Here is a 21,400-nt window from a genome sequence, read left to right on the forward strand (position 1 = left end):
CGTGCTCGGCCACGGTCCTCCCGCAATTTCCATTGAAATCGAAGGTCCAATTTCAATGGAAATTGCGGGAGGACGACGGCGGAGGGTCAGCGGCGGAGGTGGCGCAGCGCGCGGGCGGCCGCGTGCGCGCCGCACATGCCGTGGGCGCCCGGACCCGGCGGGGTCGCCGCCGAGCACTGGAAGTGGCCCGGTAGCCCGACGTCGTAGGGCTGCAGGGTGGTTCGGGGACCGAAGGTCAGCTGCCGGAGATCCTTCGCGCCCGTCAGGATGTTACCGCCGACGAAATTGGCGTTGTCCCGGGCGATTCCGGCCGGGGTGCGGACCGCGGTGCCGACGATCCGGTTGCGGAACCCGGGGGCGAACCGCTCGATCTGCCCGATGATCGCTTCGGTCGCGTCGCCGGTATATCCGTGCGGGACGTGCGCATAGGTCCACAGTGGATGCACATCGCCCACCGAGCGCGTCGGGTCGGCGAGGTACTGCTGGCCGACCAGCACGAACGGCCGGTCGGGCAGCCGCCCGGCGTGCACCGCCCGTTCGGCCGCGGACACCTCGGCCGCGGTGCCGCAGACGTGCACCGAACCGGCCCGCCGGGCCTGCTCGGCGGTCCAGGGCACGCCGCCCGCGACCGCGAAGTCGACCTTGAAAGCGGCGGGCCCGTACCGGAACCGGCGGTAGGCGCGGGAGATCCGCGCGGGCAGCCGGTCGCCCAGCGCGTCGGCCACCGCGGTCGGCGCGACGTCCCACACCACGACGTCCGACGGCGGGAGCTGCGCCACCGAGCGGACCACGACCCCGGTCTCGATCTTCCCGCCGTGGTCGCGCAGCAGCGCGGCCAGCGCGTCCGAGATGGCGCGCGAACCTCCCTCGGCGACCGCCCAGCCGTTGCGGTGGCCGGCGGTCAGGATGCCGAGCCCGATCGCCGAGGACAGCGGCTGGTCCAGCGGACGGAACGCGTGCGCGGACACGCCGAGCCACAAGGCCCGCGCCTGCTCGGTGCGGAACAGCCGCGCCAGCGCCGTGGCCGGCAGGAGCGTCGGGATGCCGAACCGGGCGAGCCGCAGCGGATGCCGCGGCAGGCGCAGGAGCGGACGCAGGATGTCCTCGCTCAGCGCGTCGTAGCCGCGGGCCGGTCGCTCGAACAGCGCGCGCCAGCGGCGGCCGTCGGACCCCAGCCCGCGGGCCGTCTCGGCCACCGAGCGGTGCAGGATGCCGGCGGTGCCGTCGTCGAGCGGGTGCGTGCAATCGATCTCCGGCAGGCGCCAGCGCAGGCCGTAGCGGTCGAGTCCCAGATCGCGCAGGACGTGCGAGCCGACGGCCATCGTGTGGGTCGCCGAGCAGTGGTCGTGCAGCAGGCCGGGCACGATCGCCTCGGCGGTGCGGGTGCCGCCGCCGATCTCGTCGGCCGCCTCCAGCACGGTGACCTCAACGCCCGCCCGGGCCAGGACCGCGGCTGCGGTGAGGCCGTTGGGGCCGCTGCCGATCACGATCGCGGTGCTCATCGGGTTTCCCTCCCGGGGTCGGTGTCGTGCGCTTCCTGGGCGGGCGGAGAGCGGGCCGGTTTCGCCCTCCGCCCCGGAGTCTTCCAGCCGGAAGACCGATCGGCCCGGCTGCGGTCAGGCGGTCGTGCGGACCGCCGGGCCGGGCTCGCGGGTCCAGGTGACGTCCAGCAGGATCGGCCCGTCCGGCAACCACGGTTGCGCCGCCACCGCGCCGGAAACCTTCCAGGTGCCGCGCTCGATCACGCCGAGCGCGGCGTCGATCACCTTGTAGTGCTGGACCTTCGAGTGGATCGCCTGCGACTCGAACACCACGAGCCATTCGCCGGGGGCGAACCCGACGCGGGACCGCACCGCGCGGATCAGGTCCTCGTCGTGCAGGTGGCCGTCGCCGAAGTTGAAGCCGATCAGGGAATTGCGCTCGGGGTGGTGCTGATGGGCCTGCTGGAGCGCTGATTCCGGCTGCCGCAGCCGGTCACCGCGGGCCTGTGCGCGCTGGGCGCGGCGGAACGCCCGGGAGCCCGAGCCGCAACGGGACTTCTCGGCACCGCGCTCTCCCGGTCCACAAGAGACGGTGATCGAAGACCATGCGCATCGGATTCCGCGCTGCACAGTGGACGGCCGGACGAGCGCGAGTCCGGCTCGCGTGTCGAGCGGGCGATGCGCGGCGAGTCCGATTACCCTGACCGGCGACAGATCAACAACACGCACCTGGCACGAGGCCGTTGCGATCCCGCCCGCCCGGGATCGGGCGTGCGGCGGCGCCGCGCTCCGAAGGTGGCGGATCCACCGTCCGCCGCGACCGCCCGCACAGCACCAGCACGCCGGCGCCGCACGACGATTCCAAGCGGAGGGAACGTGCTCGAGATAACCACGCTGACCTGGGTGCTCACCATCGCGGTGATCGTCGGGCTGCTGGCGATCGACCTGATCATGGCGGCCGCGCGCCCGCACCGGGTCGGCTTCGCCGAGGCGAGCGCGTGGTCGGTGGCCTACGTCCTGGCGGCGGTCGTCTTCGGCGTCTGGTTCGCGACGCAGTACGGCGGCCAGGCCGGCACCGAGTACTTCGCCGGCTACATCGTCGAGAAGAGCCTCTCGGTCGACAACCTGTTCGTCTTCGTGATCATCATGACCACGTTCGCGGTCCCCGAGGAGCACCAGCACAAAGTGCTGACCTTCGGCATCGTGCTGGCGTTGATCATGCGCGGCATCTTCATCGCGGTCGGCGCGGCGCTGCTGTCGTTGTTCTCCTTCATGTTCCTGGCCTTCGGGCTGCTGCTGATCTACACCGCGGTGCAGCTGTTCCGGCACCGCGACGAGGATCCCGACGTCGAGGACAACGCCGTGGTCAAGGCGGCCCGCCGGGTGCTGCCGGTCTCGGACGAGTACGTGGGCGGCAAGCTCGTGGCGCGCGTCGGCGGGCGCTGGGTGGTCACGCCGATGTTCATCGTGCTGATCGCGATCGGCAGCGTCGACCTGCTGTTCGCCCTCGACTCCATCCCGGCGGTCTTCGGCATCACCGCGGAGGCCTACATCGTCTTCACCGCCAACGCCTTCGCCCTCCTCGGCCTGCGCGCGCTGTTCTTCCTGGTGAAGGGCCTGCTGGAGCGCCTGGTCTACCTCTCGGCGGGGCTGTCGCTGATCCTCGCGTTCATCGGCGTCAAGCTGATCCTGCACTGGTTGCACGTGGACATCGACGAGCGCGTCCCCGAGATCCCGACGCCCCTCAGCCTCGGCGTGATCATCGCGGTGCTGCTGGTCGTGACCGTGGCGAGCGTGATCAAGACCCGGCGCGACCCGTCGGCGAAGGCCCACCCCGGTTCCCTCCGGGCGCACCGCCCCAAGACCGGATCGCCGGACGCGGACACTCCGACCGACCGGTGACGACTGCCCCGGAATTCTCGGCACCTCCACCGGATTCCGGACCAACCGTCCTTCCCGGTCACCGATTCCGGAGCACTGGGAAGGCATCCTGCGCCATCCGGATCCGAGCCACCGGTGCGGTCGCGAGGCGCACTAGAGGGTCTGGGCGGCGAAGAGGAAGGCGGGCGGCTCTCCCCCGCCGTGGCATTCGACCGAGGCGCCGCTGACGTACGAGGCGAGATCGGAGGCCAGGAAGAGCGCGACGTTGGCGACCTCCTCCGGTCGCGCCATCCGTCCCAGCGGGATGGTGCGCTCGATGGCCTCGACGCTCCCGTCGTCGCCGTAGTGGCCGCCGGTCAGCTCGGTGCGGCACAGGCCGACGTTGATGGAGTTCAGCCGCACCTTCGGCGCCCACTCCACGGCCAGCGAGCGGGTGAGCGAGTCCAGCCCGGCCTTCGCCGCGCCGTAGGCCGCCGTGCCGGGCGAGGGCCGGAGGGAGCTGACGGAGGAGATGTTCACGATCGAGCCGCCGGCGTCCTGCTCCTGCATGGCGGCGTTCGCGACCTGGGCGACCAGCAGCGGCCCGAAGAAGTTGAGGTCCATGATCTTGCCGTGGAAGCGCGGTGACGCGTCCGCCGCCAGCGCGTACGGCGCACCGCCCGCGTTGTTCACCGCCACGTCGATCCGGCCGTGCCGCGCGAGCAAGTCGGCCATCATCGCCCGGACCGACTCCTCGTCCCGCACATCGCACCGCAGGTGCGTCGTGCCCGCGGCCGGCTCGTCCGATTCGGACCGCGCGCACGTCACCACCTGCGCGCCGGCCGCGACGAAGGCCGCGGCGATGGCCCGGCCGATGCCCTTGGTGCCCCCGGTCACCAGGACCACCCGTCCCGTCATGTCCAGCTGAACCGCCACGCGTCTCTCCCATGGGTCGAGAACCAAGCAGATGTTAGGGTACCAAGCAAATGATAGGTCAAGTAGCCCGGAAGGTGGCACATGGGCATCACCTCGGACTTGCGTGACGACGGCATCCGCGTCGTCACCGTCGACTACCCGCCTGTCAACGCGCTCCCCGTTCGGGGCTGGTTCGACCTCGCCGCGGCGCTCGACGAAGCGGGCGCGGACCTGAACACCCACGTCGTCGTGCTGCGCGCGGAGGGCAAGGGCTTCAACGCGGGCGTCGACATCAAGGAAATGCAGCACACCGCGGGGTTCGACGCCCTGATCGGCGCGAACCGGGGCTGCTTCGCCGCGTTCAAGGCGGTCTACGAGTGCGCCGTGCCGGTCATCGCCGCCGTCAACGGGTTCTGCCTCGGCGGCGGCGTCGGTCTGGTCGGCAACGCCGACACGATCGTCGCCGCCGAAGACGCCTACTTCGGGGTGCCGGAGGTGGACCGCGGTGCCCTCGGCGCCGCGACCCACCTCGCCCGCCTCGTCCCGCCGCACCTGCTGCGCACCCTCTACTTCACCGGCCGCAACATCCCCGCCACCGACCTCGTCGGGCACGGCTCCGTCCTCGAAGTCGTCCCGCGCGACCGCCTCGACGAGGCGGCCCTCGCCGTCGCGGCCGAGATCGCCGCGAAGGACACCCGGGTCATCCGGATGGCCAAGGAGGCCATCAACGGCATCGACCCCGTCGACGTCAACCGCAGCTACCGGTTCGAGCAGGGCTTCACCATGGAGCTCAACCTCGCCGGGGTGGCGGACGAGCACCGGGACCGGTTCGCCGGCACCGAGAAAGCGAGGAGCGAATGAGCAAGCCCCGCGACAAGCGCATGACCGCGGACGACGTGGTCGCCCGGCTCGAGGACGGCATGACCATCGGCATCGGCGGCTGGGGCCCGCGGCGCAAGCCGATGGCGCTGGTCCGCGCGATCCTGCGCTCGAACCTGACCGACCTCACCCTGGTCTCCTGGGGCGGCGCCGACGTCGGGCTCCTCGCCCGCGCGGGACGGATCCGCAAGCTGGTGTACGCGTTCGTCTCGCTCGACTCCGTGCCGCTCGAACCGAACTTCCAGCAGGCGCGGCAGAACCGGACGATCCCCGAGGTCGTCGAGCTCGACGAGGGCATGTTCCAGGCCGGGCTGCGCGCCGCCGCCCAGCGCCTGCCGTTCCTGCCCATGCGCGCCGGGCTCGGCTCCGACGTCATGGTGAACAACCCCGGCCTGCGCACCGTGGCCAGCCCGTACCCCGCCGCGGACGGCGTCTTCGAGGAACTCGTCGCCGTTCCGGCGCTGCACCTCGACGCCGCGCTGGTGCACATGAACCGCGCGGACCCGCACGGCAACGCCACCTACCTCGGCCCGGATCCCTACTTCGACGACCTGTTCTGCATGGCGGCCGACAAGGCGTTCGTGACCTGCGAGCGCATCGTCGACACCGCGGAGCTCACCCGCGAAGCCCCCGTCCAGCGCCTGCTGATCAGCCGGATGATGGTCGACGGCGTCGTCGAAACGCCCAACGGGGCCCACTTCACCACGTGCACCCCGGACTACGAGCGGGACGAGAAGTTCCAGCGCGCCTACGCCGCCGCGGCCGCCGACCCGTCGGCCTGGGAAGCCTTCGAACGGCGCTTCCTGCGCGGCACCGAGGACGACTACCAGGCCGCCGTGAAGGCGTTCCACGAAGAGCAGGAGGCGTGAGGATGTCCGACGTGACGCGTGCCGAGATCTGCGCGGCGGCCATCGCCGACGCGTTCGCCGACGACGGCGAGATCTTCGGCAGCCCGATGGGACTGCTGCCCACCCTGGGTGTGCGGCTGGCCAAGCTGACGAGCAATCCCGATCTGGTGATCTCCGACGGCGAATCCCGCTTCCTCGCCGAGGTTCCCGCGCTCGGGGCCGGATCCGATGCGGTGGAGGGCTGGATCCCGTTCCGGAAGGTCTTCGACGTGGTCGCCTACGGCAAGCGGCACGTCATGATGGGCGCCACCCAGATCGACCGGCACGGCAACCAGAACATCTCCGCGATCGGCGAATTCGCGCAGCCGAAGCGCCAGCTGCTCGGTTCCCGCGGCGCCCCCGGCAACACCGCGAACAACCGCACCTCGTACTGGGTTCCGAAGCACGCCCCCCGGGTCTTCGTGGAACGGGTGGACATCGTCTCCGGCATCGGGCCGAAGCTCGCCGAGCAGGCCGGACCTGCCGCCGCCCGGTACAACGACATCCACCGCATCGTCTCGAACCTCGCGGTCCTCGACCTGGGCGGCCCCGACCGCACGTTGCGGCTGCGCTCGGTGCACCCGGGCGTGACCGTCGACGACGTGCGGGCGGTCAGCGGGTGCGAGATCCACGCCGACGACGACGTTCCGGAGACCCGCACGCCCACCGACGCGGAGCTGACCCTCATCCGCGAGGTGATCGACCCGAAGAACCTGCGCGACCGCGAGGTCAAGCCGGAGGCCGCCCGATGAGCACCGAGCAGCTCCTGCGCACCCCGCTCAACGACCTGGTCGGCATCCGGCATCCGGTCGTGCAGACCGGCATGGGCTGGGTGGCCGGGCCGAGCCTGGTCGGCGGCACGGCGAACGCCGGCGGCCTGGGCATCCTGGCCAGCGCGACGATGAGCCTGGCAGAGCTGGAGCGGGCGATCATCGCGGTCAAGCGCCGCACCGACCGGCCCTTCGGCGTCAACCTCCGGGCCGACGCCGGCGACGCGCCGCAACGGGTCGACCTGCTGATCCAGCACGGGGTGAAGGTCGCATCGTTCGCGCTGGCGCCGAAGAAGGAGCTGATCGCCAAGCTCAAGGACCACGGCATCGTCGTGATGCCCTCGGTCGGCGCGCCCCGCCACGCCGAGAAGGTGGCGGCGTGGGGCGCCGACGCGGTCATGGTCCAGGGCGGCGAGGGTGGCGGTCACACCGGCTCGGTGCCCACCACGCTGCTCCTGCCGAGCGTGCTCGACGCCGTCGACATCCCCGTCGTCGCGGCGGGCGGCTTCTTCGACGGCCGCGGCCTCGCGGCGGCTTTGTCCTACGGCGCGGCGGGAATCGGCATGGGCACCCGCTTCCTGCTCACCAAGGACAGCGCCGTTCCCGATGCCGTGAAGCGGCTGTACCTCTCCCACGACGTCAACGGGACGGTCGTCACCGACAAGGTCGACGGCATGCCGCACCGCATGCTGCGCACCCGGTTCGTGGCGGAACTGCAGGAGACGAGCATCCTGAAGCGGCTGGGGCCGACCATCCAGCGGACCCTGAAGTTCAAGAAGCTGAGCGGGATGACCTGGCGCGGCCTCGCCGCCGACGGCCGGTCGATGAAGCACGGCAGCGGCCGGTCCTGGTCCCAGATGGTGCTCGCGGCCAACACCCCGATGATGCTCAAGTCCGGCCTCGTCGAAGGCGACACGAACGCCGGCGTGCTCGCCGCCGGTCAGGTGGTCGGCGTCCTGGACGACCTGCCGACCTGCGAGGAGCTGATCGACCGGGTGGTCACCGAGGCAGCCGAATGCCTGCGGAGGACCCAGAAGTACGCGCTCTGAGAACCAGAGGCGGTGCCCACCGCACAGTGGGCACCGCCTCTTTCGGAAGCTTCGGGCACGCTCATCCGAAGGTGCCCAGATTCCGGCCTGCCGGCATGACAGGGCGGGTTCAGTTGGGCCGGCTGGTGGCCATCTTGACGGCGAAGAAGCCCAGCAGGGTGCCGGATGCGAAACGCTGTGCCCGGAGCACGCGGGGGTGGCGGGCCAGATACCCGGCGAGCGCAGCGGCGGCGAGAACGATGAGGCCATTGATGGTCACGCCGACCACGATCTGCGCGGTTCCGAGTTGGAGGAACTGCCACCACGTCGCACCCAGCGCGGGATCGACGAACTGAGGGATCAGCGCGGCGTACAGGAGCGCGATCTTGGGATTCAAGAGGTTCGTCAGCAGCCCCATGCCGAACAGGCGGGCCGCCGAGTGCGGGACCAGTTCGCGCGGTTCGAACGGCGACCCGCCACCGGGGCGCAGGATCTGCCAGGCCATCCACGCGAGGTACGCCGCGCCCAGGAGTTTCACCACGTGGTAGGCCTCAGGTACGGCCACGAAGAGGGCGGACAGACCGGCGGCCGCCGCGACGAGGTAGACGACGAATCCGAGGGCGACCCCGGCGAGCGACACGAGTCCGGCACGCCGCCCCTGCGAGATGGCCCGCGATGCCAGGTAGACCATGTTGGGCCCGGGGGTCAGCACCATGCCCAACTCCACCACCACGACGCCGAGCAACGAGGCGAGCGGTACGAGTTCCATGGAGCGAACGTATCGGGCGGGCAGTCGCCGTCCCCGGCCGGGCTCACGCGTCTCTGAAACGACCCTTTGCAAGCGGGCGTTGCGGAAAGCGGTGCGGCGGCACGCGACTCGGCTCCCAGCGAGGACGCGGTCGCCACTCTTCGAGCGCCCGGTTCGCAGTTTCAATTGAAACTGCGAACTGGGCGCGAGGAGTCGCCGGTCCAGGTGGAAGATCCTCCGCGATCCGCCTGAATCAGGCGTTGCGGACGGTCAGGCCGCCGTCGACCGCGAGCACCGCGCCGGTGACGAACGAGGCCGCGGGCAGTAGCAGGGATACCGTGACGTGGGCGACCTCCTCCGGCTCTCCGTACCGCCGCAGCGCTGTGCGCCGCCGCGCGAAGACGGCCTTGTCCTCGTCCTGGATTCGCGCGGTCATGCCGGTGTTGATCGGGCCGGGGCAGACGCAGTTCACCGTGACTCCGCTGGGCCCCAGCTCCACGGCGAGCGAGCGCGTCAGGCCGATCACGCCGTGCTTGGAAGCGGTGTAGGCCGTGATCCCGGCCGTCGCGCCGAGCCCCTCGGTGGAGGCGACGTTCACGACCCGGCCCGCGCGGTTGCGGCGCAGGTCCGGAAGGGCCGCCCGGACGAACCCGGGATATGCGGTCAGGTTGATCGCGAGCGTGGTCGCCCACGCATCGTCGAAACCCTCATCCGCCAAGCCGGCGTGGATGCTGACTCCGGCGTTGTTGACCAGGGCGTCGATCGGGCCGAGCGCCTCGCGGACCTCCGACACCGCGGCCGCAGGCGCGCTGGGATCTGCGACGTCCGCGACCACGGCGTGCACCCCGGCACCTGCGCCGCGGATCTCGTCAGCAACCGCCGCGAGCCCGTCGGCGTCGCGGTCGACGATGCCGACGGCGGCGCCCTCGTCGGCGAGCAGGTGGGCCGTCGCCCGCCCCATCCCGCTCGCCGCCCCGGTCACGAGGGCGACGCTGCCGGCGACGGAACGGCTCAATCTGGTCAGTCGGGGCATCGATGTCCTTCCGGTCGGGCGGGCGTCAGGATCGCTGCCGCGTGGCGAGCACCCGCTTCGTCTCGTCGGAGACCGGTGCGGCGAGCACCGCGGCCACCAGGTCGGTGAGGTAGTGGGTGAACAGGGTTTGTTCGCTGCGCGGGTCGTCCTTGGCGCGGCGGCTCAGTTCGAGGTGCGCGAAGTGGATGGCCGCGAACCGGCGGTGCAGCGGCGGGCCGACCGCCTCGGGCGGCAGCATCGGTGCCACCAGTTCGAGCCAGCGGGCCAGGCTGCCCCCGGGGTCGTCGAGCACGATCGCGGCAGGTTCCCCAGGCTCGACCATCCGGTTGGTCCGGCCGAGCAGTTCCGCGGTGATCTGCAGGTACTCGCGGCCGCCCGTGGGATCCGACAGCTTCGCGATCAGGGGCAGGACCAGTGCGGACGCCAGCGCGCGCAGGTCGTCGCGGCCGGTCAGCTCGTACTGGTCGAGCAGCGTGTCGCGGCGTGCCCCGACATCCCGCCCGTGCTCGATCAGCACCTCCCGGAGCAGGCCTTCCCGGTTGGTGAAGTGGTACTGCAGCGCGGTGGTGTTGCGCTGCCCGGCGGCGCGGGTGATCTCCCGCAGCGACACCGCGTAGATCCCGCGTTCGGCGAAGAGCCGGGTGGCCGCTCGGATCAGCGCCGAACGCGCGTCCGTCGCGGGTTCGGCATCGCGCGTCGAGGTGTGGGTCATGGCGAGAACCTATCCGTGCCGCGATTCGCCGGCCGCGACCGCGCGGATCAGCTCGGTGCGGATCTGCCGCTTGAGGATCTTCCCGGAGGCGTTGCGGGGCAGCTCGTCCTCCTGCACCCAGACGTGCGCGGGGATCTTGAACCGCGCTGTCCGCCCGTCCAGGAACGCGCGCAATGCCTCGGCGGTCAGGGTGGTCCCGGCGAGGACCTGGACCAGCACCCCCACCTCTTCGCCCAGGATGTCGTGCGGGATGCCGATCACGGCGCAGTCGGCCACTGCGGGGTGCTCGTGGATCGCGGCCTCGACCTCGGCGCAGTAGACGTTCTCCCCGCCGCGGATCAGCATGTCCTTGGCCCGGTCGACGATGTGGACGAACCCCTCTTCGTCGATCCGGGCGAGGTCGCCGGAGCGCAGCCAGCCGTCGGTGATCGCGTCGGCCGTGGCGTCCGGCCGGTTCCAGTAGCCCTTGACCACGTTCGCGCCCTTGATCCGCAGCTCGCCGATCTCGCCGGTGGGCAACCGCTGCTCGGTGACCGGGTCCACCACCTCGACGTCGCAGATCGCGACCGCGAGCCCGACGCTGTCCGGCTTGGTCAGGTAATCGAGTCCGCGGTTGGCCGTGGTCATCGAGGACGTCTCGGTGAGGCCGTAGCCGTTGGCCGGCGCCGCGCCGGGCAGGAGCGCGGCGGAGCGCTGCACGAGCGCCGGTGGCGCAGCCGCTCCTCCGGTTCCGACCGCGGTCAGGCTGGTCAGGTCGCGCCGCGCGAACTCGGGGTGCGCACAAAGTTGCGCGAGCATCGCCGGCACGCCGGTGAATTGCGTGACGCGCTCGCGCTCGATGAGTTCGAGCGCGGTGCCGGCGTCCCACTTGTGCATGAGGACCAAAGTGGCACCTCGGTGAAAGGCACCGAGCAGCACCGAGTGGCAGCCGGTGCCGTGGAAGAACGGAACCGCCACCAGGGCCGTCGCCGGCACCGCCTGCGCCGCGGCCAGATCGGCGAGCGACCCGCCCTGCCGGAGCAGCGCCCGGGCCGCCGCGTATCCCACGCTGGTCACGTTGCCGCAGATGTTGCGGTGCGTGCCGAACGCGCCTTTGGGAGTGCCGGTGGTCCCGGACGTGTAGAAGATCGTGGCGTCGTCCTCGGGGCCGAGGTCGACATCGGGAAGCTCCGCGGCGGCGGGCACATCGCGGATGTCCCGGCTGCCTGCGGGCAGCGGCCCGGTCGGCCGCGCCACGATCGCGGCGATCCCGAGGCCCGGTAGCACGTCCCGCAGCCGGTCCATCCGCTCCTGGTCCGCGATCAGCACCTTCGCCCCGGAGTCGCGCAGGCCGAACTCCAGCTCGCTCGCCGACCACCAAGCGTTCAACGGCACCACGACAGCACCGGCGCACGCGGCGGCGAAGAAGGCGACCGGCCATTCGGGGAAGTTGCGCATGGCGATGGCGACCCGGTCGCCCTTCCGGATGCCGTGCTCGTCGACGAGCCGCCCCGCCAACCCGGCCACCTGCTGGAAGTGCTCGCGGTAGGTGACCCGCTCGTCGCCGTGGACGAGGAAATCCCGCTCGGCGAAGGCCCGCGAGCTCTCGACCATGGCCCGCAAGCTGGCAGGCGCGTTCCGCCAGGCACGCACTCGCACACCGCGGATGTCGACCTCGACGGTCTCGAAAGGCGCGCCCGGAGCGGTCAGCTCGGCACGGATGTCCTCGTGGTTCCTCATCGTTTCCACGTCCCCACCCTCGCCGGCTCGAACATTCCGTGAGACGCATCGAATCTGCCCCGCCCGCAACGGAAAATCAAGTGCTTGTGCTTCTAAGGCAGTCGCATTACGTTGGCGCCCGTCACCGAAGCCCGCACCGGAGGAGACCGCCGTGGCCTGGGAATTCGAGACCGACCCCGAGTTCCAGCGGGAACTCGACTGGATCGAGGAGTTCGTCCGCGAGGAGATCGAACCGCTCGACCACATCATCGACCACCCCTACGACCTCGACGACCCGGTCCGCGCGGAGCTGATCCCGCCGTTGCAGGAAACGGTCCGCGAACGCGGCCTGTGGGCCTGCCACCTCGGCCCGGACCTGGGCGGACCCGGGTACGGGCAGGTCAAGCTCGCCCTGATGAACGAAATCCTCGGCCGGGCGCGCTGCGCCCCGATCGTCTTCGGCGCCCAAGCCCCCGACAGCGGCAACAGCGAGATCCTCGCCCACTTCGGCACGCCGGCGCAGAAGGAGCGCTGGCTGCAGCCGCTGCTCGCCAACGAGATCGTCTCGGCGTTCTCGATGACCGAGCCGCAAGGTGGCGCCGACCCGAAGGTGTTCACCACCAGCGCGGTTCGCGATGGAGGGGGCACTTCCCGCTCGAGCGAAGCCGAGAGTGGGGGAGAATGGGTGCTGAACGGGGAGAAGTGGTTCTCCTCCAACGCACGCTACGCGGCGTTCCTCATCGTCATGGCGGTCACCGACCCGGACAACCCGCCCTACCGGCAGCAGTCGATGCTGATCGTCCCGGCCGACGCACCGGGCGTGGAGATCATCCGCAACGTCGGGCTCGGCGGTGACCCCGAAGGAGCGGGCTCGCACGCCTACATCCGCTACCGCAACGTCCGCGTTCCGGCCGACGCGCTGCTCGGCCCGCGCGGCGAGGCGTTCATGGTGGCGCAGACCCGCCTCGGCGGTGGGCGCATCCACCACGCCATGCGCACCGTCGGGCTGATCAGGCGGAGCCTCGACATGATGGCCGAGCGAGCGCTCTCCCGCACCACCCAGGGCGAGCAGCTCGCGCGCAAGCAGATGGTGCAGGAGATGATCGCGGATTCCTGGCTGGACCTGGAGACCTACCGGCTCCTGGTGCTGCGCACCGCGTGGCGCATCGACAAGTACCAGGACTACCGCAAGGTGCGCGCCGACATCTCCGCGGTCAAGGCGATGATGCCGCGCGTCCTGCGCGATGTGGCCTCCCGCGCGCTGCAGGTCCACGGTTCGCTCGGCGTCTCCAACGAGATGCCGTTCGCCGGGTACGTCACCCAGTCCTTCCACATGGGGCTCGCCGACGGCCCGACCGAGGTCCACAAGGCCACCCTGGCCCGGCAGGTGCTGCACGACTACGAGCCGTCCGACGACCTGTTCCCCACCCGCCACGAGCCGAAGTTGCGCGACCAAGCCCGCCAGAAGTACGCCGACGTGCTCAAGCGACACGGGCGGCTCCCGGCGTGAGCGCACCCCGACCATCCACAGTGGATCCGGAACTGGTCGATTTCACCGCGCTCGCACGGTGGATGGACGACCAGGACCTGCCGCCGGGCGACTTCACCGAAGTCACCGAACTGGCCGGCGGCACGCAGAACGTCGTGCTGCGGCCTGCTCACCCGAGCCCGATCGCCGATATGAACCCCGGTTGGAGCGCGATCCCATGACCGACACGACCTTCGACCTGACCGGCAAGATCGCCCTCGTCACCGGCGGCAGCCGAGGCATGGGCCGCGCGATGGCCCACGCCTTCGCGGCCAAGGGGGCGGACGTGATCATCGCCAGCCGCAAGCTGGAAGCCTGCGAGAGCACGGCACGTGAGATCGAGGAGGAACACGGCGTCCGCGCGCTCCCCGTGGCCTGCAACGTCAGCCACTGGGACCAGTGCGATGCCCTGGTCGAACGCGCCTACGCCGAGTTCGGCCGGGTCGACGTGCTGGTCAACAACGCCGGCCTCTCGCCGCTCTACCCCAGTCTCGACCAGGTCGGCGAAGCCCTGTGGGACAAGGTGCTCGCCGTCAACCTCAAGGGCCCGTTCCGGCTCACCGCACTGATCGGCACCCGGATGGCCGATGGCGACGGCGGCGCGATCATCAACATCTCGTCGATAGCCGCGATCCGGCCGGCACCGATCGAACTCCCCTACGCCGCGGCGAAAGCCGGCCTGAACACCCTCACCGAAGGCTTCGCCCGCGCCTTCGGCCCCAAGGTCCGGGTGAACGCCATCCAAGCCGGGCCGTTCCTCACCGACATCTCCCACGCCTGGGACCTCGACGCCTTCGCCGAACGGGCCAGGACCTCGATCGCGCTGGGCCGCGGCGGCGAGCCCGACGAGGTCGTGGGAGCAGCTCTCTACTTCGCCAGTGCCGCGTCTTCCTTCTGCACCGGAGCAGTCCTCCGCCTCGACGGCGGCGTCCACTGACTCACCCGAGGAACCTTCCGCTCGGCTGTCCCGCAATCGCAGGACCGAACCCGCGATTGCGGGAAACCTTCAGGCCAGGTCGGCCGGTCGTACCCGCAGTTTGGCCGCGATCCTGGCCAGCGCCTGCTGGTCGGTGGCGGTGAGCGGGTCCAGGACGAGCCGCCGCACCGCGCGCACGTGCGTGGGCGCAGCGGCGGCGACCACCTCGTAGCCGGCGTCGGTGAGAGCGGCGACGGTGTACCGGCCGTCGTCGGGATCGGGCGAACGCTCCACCCAGCCCCGCTGCTCGAACCGCTTGACGACGTTGGACAGGCGCGAGAGGGACCCGTTGGCCAGGTAGGCCAGCTCGCTCATCCGCAGACGGCGCTCCGGGGCCTCCGAGATGTGGCTGAGGGCCAGGTACTCGAAGAGGGTCAGGCCGGCCTCCTGCTGCAGCGGCGACTCCAGCCGTCCCGGCAGCAGCAGGATCAGCGAGACCAGCCCGGTCCAGGCCTCCTTCTCGTCCGGGTTCAGCCACGGCGTCTCGTCCGGGGCGTGCCCGCCTGGGGTTGCGGTGGTGGCCATGGCGGAACCCTACCCAGCCGCCATGACTTCACGCATGAAGTGAAACCGTGCTACGTTCACTTCACACGTGAAGTGATCTCGAAGGGGCCATCATGAACGAACCGGAGTTCTTCGCCACGCCCGGGTACGGCGCGAGGCAGCTGACCGACATGCACTACAACCAGGCAGTTCGCATCGGCGACCGCGTCGAGACCTCGGGCCAGGGAGGATGGGACGACGACTGGAACTTCCCCGAGTCCCTCGAAGACGAGATAGTGCAGGCCTTCGAGAACGTCGAGCGAACCCTCGCCACGGCCGGCGCCACGTGGCGCGACGTCATCGCCGTGAACTCCTACCACGTCCCCGAATCCGCCGAGTTCATCGGAGAGGTCCACAACCGCGTCATGGTGGCGCAGTTCCGCGAGCGCATGGGCGACCGCGCGCCCATCTGGACCGAGCTCGGCGTTCCGGCCCTCGGCGCGCCGGGGATGCGCGTCGAGATCCGCGTGACGGCCATCGTCGGCTGACCGCCGGCCGCCTCCGAAGCGCCTGCCGACCGGACGCCCCCGGTCGGCAGGCGCCGGCGCTAGCCGAACGAGACCGTCCCACCGGTCAGCACGGCGCGCTCCGCGACCGCGGCGCCGAAGACGACCGCGCTCGCGTCGGCTCCCCAGCACTCGACCGCGAGCCGGTCGCCGGGGAAGACGGGAGCGGCGAAGCGACCCTCCAACCGGCGCAGATCGGCCGGATGGACGCCGTAGCGCCGCGCCACGGACAGGGTCGTGCCCGCCAGGGTGCACAGGCCGTGCAGGAACGGCCGCGGTTGCCCGGCCGCCTCGGCGGCTTCGGGATCGATGTGCATGTGGTGGCGATCCCCCAGCAACCGGTACAGCGCAGCCTGGTTCGGCGCGGTGGCGACGTCGAGCCGGTGGCCGGCCGCGGCTTCCGGCCGCTTCGGGCTCGACGGGCCGCGCTCGCCGCCGAACCCGCCGCAGCCGGGGGCGAACAGCGCCCAGGTGGCGACGAAGTAGTCGCTCTCCACCGCCACCTCGAAGATCGCCGCCGAGCCCTTGTCCCACACCTGCGCCACCGAAGCGGTCATCGCCAGGGAACCCGAGCGGGGCAGCGGGGCGAGCACTTCGAGCCGCTGGGAGCCGTGCACGGCGGTGCGGGTGTCGAAAGCGCCCCGGGTGCCCAGTGCGTCGGGAGCCCACTGCGCGAGCGTCAGCGCGAAGGTCGGCAGGACGCGCAGCCGCTCCTCGAAGACCAGGTCCAGGTCCGCTGCGGCGGCGCCGACCGCCAGCGCGTAGAGGATCGCGTCCCGCTCGGTGTAGTCGACCACGCGGCTGCCGAGCTCGACGCCGCGCCATTCGCCCGCCGGGCGGGCCGTTTCCGCCGTCATCGCGCCGCTCCCACGACCAGGCCGCTGGTCGGCACCCCGGTTCCCGCCGTGACCACCACGTTCCGCACTCCCGCCGGTTGGTTGACCGAGGTGCCCCGGACCAGCCGGACGGCCTCGGCGATGCCGTTCATCCCGTGCAGGTACGCCTCGCCGAGCTGGCCGCCGTGGGTGTTGGTGGGCAGCCTGCCGTCCAGTTCGAGGTGACCGTCCCGGATGAAGTCCTTCGCCTCGCCCCTGGCGCAGAAGCCGAGCTCCTCCAGCTGCGGGAGCACCAGCGGGGTGAAGTGGTCGTAGAGGATCGCCGCCTGCACGTCGTCGGGGCGCAGCCCGCTCTGCGACCACAGCTGGTCGCCGACCAGCCCCAGCTCCGGGATGCCCGAGATCGACGGCCGGTAGTAGCTCGTCATCATGTGCTGGTCCGCGCCGGAACCCTGCGCCGCGGCGAGCACGTGGACCGGGGCGTGCGGCAGGTCCCGGGCGCGCTCCGCGGAGACCAGCACCAGCGCCTGGCCGCCGTCCGTTTCCTGGCAGCAGTCCAGCAGGTGCAGCGGCTCGGCGATCCACCGCGACGCCTGGTGATCGGCCAGGGTGATCGGGCGCCCGTAGAACCAGGCGTTGGGGTTGGTGGCGGCGTGCTTGCGGTCCAGCACGGCGACCCGCCCGAAATCCTCCGAGGTGGCGCCGTATTCGTGCAGGTAGCGGCGGGCGAACATGGCCACCCACTGGGCGGGGGTGTTCAGGCCGTACGGCGTCATCCACGAGTACGCGGCCCGGTCGGCGCTGGTGTCCATCGCGCGGTCGGCCTGGCCCAGCCCGTAGCGCTCCCCCGACCGCTCGTTGAAGGCCCGCCAGCAGACCACGACCGACGCCAGCCCGGTGGCGATGGCGGCCGCGGCGTGCGCGACCGTGCCGCACGCCGCCCCGCCGCCGTAACCGACGCGGGAGAAGAAGGTGAGATCGCCGATCCCCGCGTTGCGGGCGACGTGGATGTCGGCGCTCGACTCCGCGGTGTAGGTCACCATGCCGTCGACGTCGGCGGGCGTCAGCCCGGCATCGGCCACGGCGGCGAGCACCGCCTCGGTGGCCAGCTGCAGTTCGCTGCGGCCGGACTTCTTGGAGAACTCCGTCGCGCCGATGCCGACGATCGCGGCCGAACGGGACAAGGCGGTGCCGCTCATGCGGATTCCTTCCGGGCGCCGGGAAGCTGGACGTCGACCGTGCCGGTGACGTGCGCGCCGAGGCCGTTCTCGCCCCGGACCGAGACCTGGACGCGCCGGTGCGGCTCGTCCTTGCCGGTCACCGCGCCGCTGAGGACCATCGTGTCGCCCGGGTAGTTGGGCGCCCCGAGCCGGATCCGGATGGCCTTGACCACCGCGGCCGGGCCGGCCCACGAGGTGACGAACCGGTCCACGAGGCCGTTGGTCGTGAGGATGTTCATGAACACGTCCTGCGAGCCGCGCTCGGCCGCCAGCCCCGGATCGTGGTGCACGTCCTGGAAGTCCCGGCTCGCGATGGCAGTGGCCACCACGAGGGTGCGGGTCAGCGGGATCTCCAGCTCCGGGAGGACTTCCCCGACGCGCACCGCGTCGAAGGTCCGCATCGGCGGGATCGTCACGAGGCCACCTCCTCGACGGCCAGGTGCTCGCCCAGGTCGGCGAGGGCCGCCTCGGCTCCGCCGAACGTGCCGGAGATCTGCTTGCCCCACAGGAAGAACCGGTGGGCCGGGTAATCGACGTCGACGCCGATGCCGCCGTGCACGTGCTGGGTGCGGTGCACGACGTCCAGCCCGGCCTGGTCCGCCCACCACTTGGCCACCAGCACGGCGGCGCCGGCGCCGGGCGCCTCGTCGGCGAGCGAGGTGATCGCCTGCCACAGCGTCACCCGCATGGCCTCGATGTCGATGTAGCAGTCGGCCAGCTGGTGCTGGACCGCCTGGAAGGTGGCCAGGGGGCGGCCGAACTGGTGCCGCTCGCCGAGGTAGCCGGCGGCCAGCGCCAGGGCTCCTTGCGCGACCCCTGCCTGGATCGCCGCGAGGGCGGCGGTGGCGCGGCGCAGGGTCCGGCGGAGCGCGTCGCCGCCCGGATCGCCGACCGCGTGCCCGACGGCGCGGTCGAGGTGGAGGTGCCCGCTGAGGTCTCGGGTCGTGGTCTCGGCCCGTTCCCACCGCACACCGTCGGCGTCCGCACGCACCAGGAACAGCCCCGGTCCGTGGTCCGTGGTCGCGGACACGACCACCGCGTCGGCGCCCTGCGGAGACGGCACGACCGCCTTGGTTCCCGTTAGCCGCCAGGCATTTCCGTCGCCGGTCGCGGTGCACGCCGGCGCGCCGGGCTCGGCGGGGGCGAACTCCTCCAGCGCCAGGGCCAGCCGCAGGCTTCCGTCGGCCGCCGCCGGCAGGATCCGGCCGCGCTGCTCCTCGTCGCCGTGGGTGGCGACCGCCAGCGCCGCCACGCCCGCCGTCCACAGTGGAACTGGCGCGACGAACCGGCCCTGCTCCTCCAGCAGCACGCACAGGCCGGCGAGGCCGAGGCCCGCTCCGCCGTGCTCCTCGGGCAGCGCGATGCCCACCAGCCCGGCCCCGGCCAGGTCCGCCCAGAGGCGTTCGTCGACGCGCGTCTCCGACGCCTCCACCTCCCGGATCCGGTCGGTGGCGGCCCGGTCGGCGAAGATGCTGCGGGACAGGTCCTGGACCGCGACCAGCTCGTCGCTGAGGTGGAAGTCCATTCGGGGTCTCCTTCTCCTGCCGGTCAGGGCCGGTCGGTCGCGGGGCGGAACACGGGCAGCGTCAGCTGCGGGTCCGCTTCGAGCCAGTCGAGCCGGACCGGCATGCCGATGGCGACGTCGTCCGGCGCCACGCCCACCAGGTTGGTGATCAGCCGGGTGCCCTCCGCCAGTTCGACGACCGCGATCAGCAGCGGGTACTCGAACGCCGGGTGCGGCGGGTGGTGCGCGACCACGTAGCTGTAGACGGTGCCGCGCCCGGATGCCGTCACGGTGTCCCAGTCGAAGGACTGGCAGTGCGGGCAGCACGGGCCGGGCGGGTGGCGCAGGGTCTCGCAGGACCGGCACCGCTGGACGACCAGCCGCTTCTCCTTCGCCGCGGCGAACCAGAACTCGTTGTCCTGGTTCACGGCGGGCCGGGGCCGCAGCGCCTTCTTCGCCGCGGGCCGGAACCGCAGGGTGCGCCACTTCTGGGTCGCCACCGCGGTTCCGCTCGCGTCGCGGTAGGTGCGCACCGTGGTGACGAACCGCCCCGCGCCGAGCCCGGTGCGCTTCTCCGGGGAGACCGACTCCACGACCTCCTCGGTGCTGATCTCGTCGCCGGGCACGAGCTCGCGGTGGAACTCGAACCCGGAGTCGGTGGCCACCACCGAGGTGTAGCCGCCCTCCGCGAGCAGGGCGACGAGTTCGTCGAAGGGCGTCGGATCGCTCGCCTCCGGCGCCGTGGTGGCGGCGTAGCCCCGCATGGTCCACGCCTGCACCATCGAGGCCGGGGCGACGACGCCGTCGCGGCCCGTGGCCCGCGCGGCCTCGGCCGAGAGGTAGACCGGGTTGGCGTCGCCCATCGCCTCGACCCAGTGGCGGATCATCGGCACGTTGACCGGGTCCTGGCCCGGCCTGCCCGGCACGAGGACGCGCCCCGCGTAGGACTGGAGGCGCTGCTCGTACGCCGCCCCCGGGGTCATCTGCTCGTCGCTCATGCGCCCCTCTTCGCCCGGGGCAGGCCGAGGCCCTGGGTGGCGACCATGTCGCGCAGCACCTCGTTCACGCCGCCACCGAAGGTGTTGACGATGCCCTGCCTGGAAAGTTGCTCGATCTGCCCGCCGAGCACCGCCGCCGGCGAATCCGGGCGGATCCGGCCGGCCGCGCCGAGCACCTGGGTCAGCGTGCGCTGGACGTCGATGTGAGTCTCGGTGCCGTACGCCTTCGCGGCACCGGCGGTCGCGCCGGTCAGCGCGCCTTCCGCGACGGCCGTGGTCATCTTCCAGTTCATCAGGCGCATCGCTTCGAGCTTCGCGTACGTCCGGGCCATTTCCCGCCGCACCCATGGCTTTTCGGCGACCCCGGTGCGCTTCGCCCAGGCCAGCACCTGCTCCCAGAGCTGGATCATCCGCCCGCCGAGCGCGGCCAGGCCGATGCGCTCGTGGTTGAGCTGGGCGGTGATCAGCCGCCATCCGCCGTCGACCGCGCCGACGACGTCGCCGGCCGGGACGCGGATGTCGCTGTAGTAGGTCGCGGTGACCACCATGCCGCCGACTGCCTGGATCGGGCTCCAGGAGAAGCCCGGGGCGCTGGTGGGCACGATCAGGATCGAGATGCCCTTGTGCTTGGGCGCTTTCGCGTCGGTGCGGGCCGCGAGCCACACGTAGTCCGCGGTGTTCGCGCCCGAGGTGAAGATCTTCTGCCCGTTGACCACGTACTCTCCCCCACTCTCGGCTTCGCTCGAGCGGGAGGTGCCCCCTCCGTCGCGCACCGCCCGGGTCTTCAGCGAGGCGAGGTCGGTGCCCGCGTCGGGTTCGGTGTAGCCAATGGCGAAGACGACGTCGCCGCTGAGGATTCCGGGCAGGTACGTCTTCTTCTGCTCCTCCGTGCCGTACTCCATCAGCGTGGGGCCGACGGTGTTCACGGTGACGAACGGGAACGGCAGCCCGGCCCGCTGCACCTCGTCGAAGAAGACGTACTGCTCCTCGACCGACCGGCCCTGGCCGCCGTACTCGCGCGGCCACCCGATGCCCAGCCAGCCGTCGCGGCCGAGCATCCTGACGACCTCCCGGAACCTGTCCCCGCCGACGCCCTCCTCCCCCACCCGTCTGCGTTCGTCCGCGGGCAGCAGCCCGGCGAAGTAGCCGCGCAGCTCCTGCCGGAGCCGGCGCTGCTCGGGTGTCTCGCGCAAATCCATCGGGAGTCCTCGTTCCTGGGCTCGAGAAGCACGGTTCTGATCAGCGGGACCCGGACTCTCGCGGGGTGTTTCCGCGGGT

At 71.4% G+C, this 21,400-nt stretch carries 23 protein-coding genes; 9 read left to right on the plus strand and 14 right to left on the minus strand.

All coding sequences use genetic code 11. From position 1 onward, the window contains the following. Positions 1-86: 86 nt before the first annotated feature. Complete coding sequence (locus AC07EQ_RS00780) at positions 87-1,502, minus strand: phytoene desaturase family protein (protein ID WP_478385778.1); 1,416 nt, start codon at positions 1,500-1,502, stop codon at positions 87-89. 114 nt (positions 1,503-1,616) lie between these two features. Further along, positions 1,617-2,210 carry a DUF3556 domain-containing protein gene (locus AC07EQ_RS00785; RefSeq protein ID WP_478385779.1) on the minus strand — a complete coding sequence of 198 codons (594 nt, stop codon included), beginning with the start codon at positions 2,208-2,210 and terminating at the stop codon, positions 1,617-1,619. 147 nt (positions 2,211-2,357) lie between these two features. Between AC07EQ_RS00785 and AC07EQ_RS00790 the strand changes: the two genes are divergently transcribed. Beyond that, complete coding sequence (locus tag AC07EQ_RS00790) at positions 2,358-3,383, plus strand: TerC family protein (protein WP_478385780.1); 1,026 nt, start codon at positions 2,358-2,360, stop codon at positions 3,381-3,383. A 132-nt stretch (positions 3,384-3,515) separates the two neighbouring features. Here the strand turns inward: AC07EQ_RS00790 and AC07EQ_RS00795 are convergent, their stop codons facing one another. Beyond that, complete coding sequence (locus tag AC07EQ_RS00795; protein ID WP_478385781.1) at positions 3,516-4,277, minus strand: SDR family oxidoreductase; 762 nt, start codon at positions 4,275-4,277, stop codon at positions 3,516-3,518. Positions 4,278-4,358: 81 nt separating this feature from the next. Here AC07EQ_RS00795 and AC07EQ_RS00800 point away from each other — a divergent pair, with 81 nt between their 5' ends. From AC07EQ_RS00800 to AC07EQ_RS00815, 4 genes are read left to right on the plus strand one after another with little or no spacing between them, the layout of a single operon-like run. Beyond that, entirely contained in the window at positions 4,359-5,117 is a 759-nt protein-coding gene (locus AC07EQ_RS00800; RefSeq protein ID WP_478385782.1) for an enoyl-CoA hydratase family protein, read from the plus strand. Next, positions 5,114-6,004, plus strand: a complete 891-nt coding sequence (locus AC07EQ_RS00805; protein WP_478385783.1) for a CoA transferase subunit A — start codon at positions 5,114-5,116, stop codon at positions 6,002-6,004. The genes AC07EQ_RS00800 and AC07EQ_RS00805 overlap by 4 nt, the downstream gene beginning before the upstream one ends. A 2-nt stretch (positions 6,005-6,006) precedes the next feature. Further along, complete coding sequence (locus AC07EQ_RS00810) at positions 6,007-6,774, plus strand: CoA-transferase subunit beta (protein ID WP_478385784.1); 768 nt, start codon at positions 6,007-6,009, stop codon at positions 6,772-6,774. Then, positions 6,771-7,841: an NAD(P)H-dependent flavin oxidoreductase gene (locus tag AC07EQ_RS00815; RefSeq protein WP_478385785.1), complete on the plus strand. Its 1,071-nt coding sequence runs from the start codon at positions 6,771-6,773 to the stop codon at positions 7,839-7,841. Before AC07EQ_RS00810 ends, AC07EQ_RS00815 begins: the two co-directional genes overlap by 4 nt. 109 nt (positions 7,842-7,950) lie before the next feature. On the opposite strand, the gene AC07EQ_RS00820 is transcribed toward AC07EQ_RS00815, so the two are convergent. From AC07EQ_RS00820 to AC07EQ_RS00835, 4 genes are all read right to left on the minus strand, one after another. After that, positions 7,951-8,589 carry a LysE family translocator gene (locus AC07EQ_RS00820; protein WP_478385786.1) on the minus strand — a complete coding sequence of 213 codons (639 nt, stop codon included), beginning with the start codon at positions 8,587-8,589 and terminating at the stop codon, positions 7,951-7,953. A gap of 232 nt (positions 8,590-8,821) precedes the next feature. Continuing rightward, positions 8,822-9,601 (minus strand): SDR family NAD(P)-dependent oxidoreductase, encoded by a 780-nt coding sequence (locus tag AC07EQ_RS00825; RefSeq protein WP_478385787.1) that lies wholly within the window; start codon positions 9,599-9,601, stop codon positions 8,822-8,824. A gap of 25 nt (positions 9,602-9,626) precedes the next feature. After that, on the minus strand, positions 9,627-10,313 hold the full coding sequence (locus tag AC07EQ_RS00830) for a TetR/AcrR family transcriptional regulator (RefSeq protein WP_478385788.1): 687 nt from the start codon (positions 10,311-10,313) through the stop codon (positions 9,627-9,629). Positions 10,314-10,322: 9 nt separating this feature from the next. Next, positions 10,323-12,032 carry a class I adenylate-forming enzyme family protein gene (locus AC07EQ_RS00835; RefSeq protein WP_478385789.1) on the minus strand — a complete coding sequence of 570 codons (1,710 nt, stop codon included), beginning with the start codon at positions 12,030-12,032 and terminating at the stop codon, positions 10,323-10,325. Between the two features lie 151 nt (positions 12,033-12,183). Here AC07EQ_RS00835 and AC07EQ_RS00840 point away from each other — a divergent pair, with 151 nt between their 5' ends. From AC07EQ_RS00840 to AC07EQ_RS00850, 3 genes are read left to right on the plus strand one after another with little or no spacing between them, the layout of a single operon-like run. After that, on the plus strand, positions 12,184-13,521 hold the full coding sequence (locus tag AC07EQ_RS00840; protein ID WP_478385790.1) for an acyl-CoA dehydrogenase family protein: 1,338 nt from the start codon (positions 12,184-12,186) through the stop codon (positions 13,519-13,521). Then, positions 13,518-13,721, plus strand: a complete 204-nt coding sequence (locus AC07EQ_RS00845) for a hypothetical protein (RefSeq protein ID WP_478385792.1) — start codon at positions 13,518-13,520, stop codon at positions 13,719-13,721. Before AC07EQ_RS00840 ends, AC07EQ_RS00845 begins: the two co-directional genes overlap by 4 nt. Then, complete coding sequence (locus AC07EQ_RS00850) at positions 13,718-14,476, plus strand: SDR family NAD(P)-dependent oxidoreductase (protein ID WP_478385793.1); 759 nt, start codon at positions 13,718-13,720, stop codon at positions 14,474-14,476. The genes AC07EQ_RS00845 and AC07EQ_RS00850 overlap by 4 nt, the downstream gene beginning before the upstream one ends. Positions 14,477-14,545: 69 nt before the next feature. On the opposite strand, the gene AC07EQ_RS00855 is transcribed toward AC07EQ_RS00850, so the two are convergent. Then, positions 14,546-15,040 (minus strand): MarR family winged helix-turn-helix transcriptional regulator, encoded by a 495-nt coding sequence (locus AC07EQ_RS00855; RefSeq protein WP_478385794.1) that lies wholly within the window; start codon positions 15,038-15,040, stop codon positions 14,546-14,548. A gap of 92 nt (positions 15,041-15,132) precedes the next feature. On the opposite strand from AC07EQ_RS00855, the gene AC07EQ_RS00860 reads away from it, so the two are divergent. After that, positions 15,133-15,546 (plus strand): RidA family protein, encoded by a 414-nt coding sequence (locus AC07EQ_RS00860; protein ID WP_478385795.1) that lies wholly within the window; start codon positions 15,133-15,135, stop codon positions 15,544-15,546. A gap of 59 nt (positions 15,547-15,605) precedes the next feature. On the opposite strand, the gene AC07EQ_RS00865 is transcribed toward AC07EQ_RS00860, so the two are convergent. Genes AC07EQ_RS00865 through AC07EQ_RS00890 form a run of 6 tightly spaced genes read right to left on the minus strand, consistent with a single transcriptional unit; the run spans position 15,606 to position 21,321 of the window. Further along, positions 15,606-16,421, minus strand: coding sequence for a MaoC/PaaZ C-terminal domain-containing protein (locus AC07EQ_RS00865; RefSeq protein ID WP_478385796.1), 816 nt, complete (start codon positions 16,419-16,421; stop codon positions 15,606-15,608). Next, the gene (locus tag AC07EQ_RS00870) at positions 16,418-17,599 is read right to left on the minus strand and encodes a lipid-transfer protein (RefSeq protein ID WP_478385798.1); all 1,182 of its coding nucleotides are present in this window, start codon (positions 17,597-17,599) and stop codon (positions 16,418-16,420) included. Before AC07EQ_RS00870 ends, AC07EQ_RS00865 begins: the two co-directional genes overlap by 4 nt. Then, positions 17,596-18,021 (minus strand): MaoC family dehydratase, encoded by a 426-nt coding sequence (locus tag AC07EQ_RS00875; RefSeq protein WP_478386228.1) that lies wholly within the window; start codon positions 18,019-18,021, stop codon positions 17,596-17,598. Before AC07EQ_RS00875 ends, AC07EQ_RS00870 begins: the two co-directional genes overlap by 4 nt. An 11-nt stretch (positions 18,022-18,032) precedes the next feature. Next, positions 18,033-19,145, minus strand: coding sequence for an acyl-CoA dehydrogenase family protein (locus AC07EQ_RS00880; protein WP_478385800.1), 1,113 nt, complete (start codon positions 19,143-19,145; stop codon positions 18,033-18,035). A 23-nt stretch (positions 19,146-19,168) separates the two neighbouring features. Beyond that, positions 19,169-20,122, minus strand: a complete 954-nt coding sequence (locus tag AC07EQ_RS00885) for a bifunctional MaoC family dehydratase N-terminal/OB-fold nucleic acid binding domain-containing protein (RefSeq protein WP_478385802.1) — start codon at positions 20,120-20,122, stop codon at positions 19,169-19,171. Then, on the minus strand, positions 20,119-21,321 hold the full coding sequence (locus AC07EQ_RS00890; protein ID WP_478385804.1) for an acyl-CoA dehydrogenase family protein: 1,203 nt from the start codon (positions 21,319-21,321) through the stop codon (positions 20,119-20,121). Before AC07EQ_RS00890 ends, AC07EQ_RS00885 begins: the two co-directional genes overlap by 4 nt. Positions 21,322-21,400 lie beyond the last annotated feature (79 nt).

It is taken from the genome of Saccharopolyspora sp. NPDC045839 (assembly GCF_056431645.1).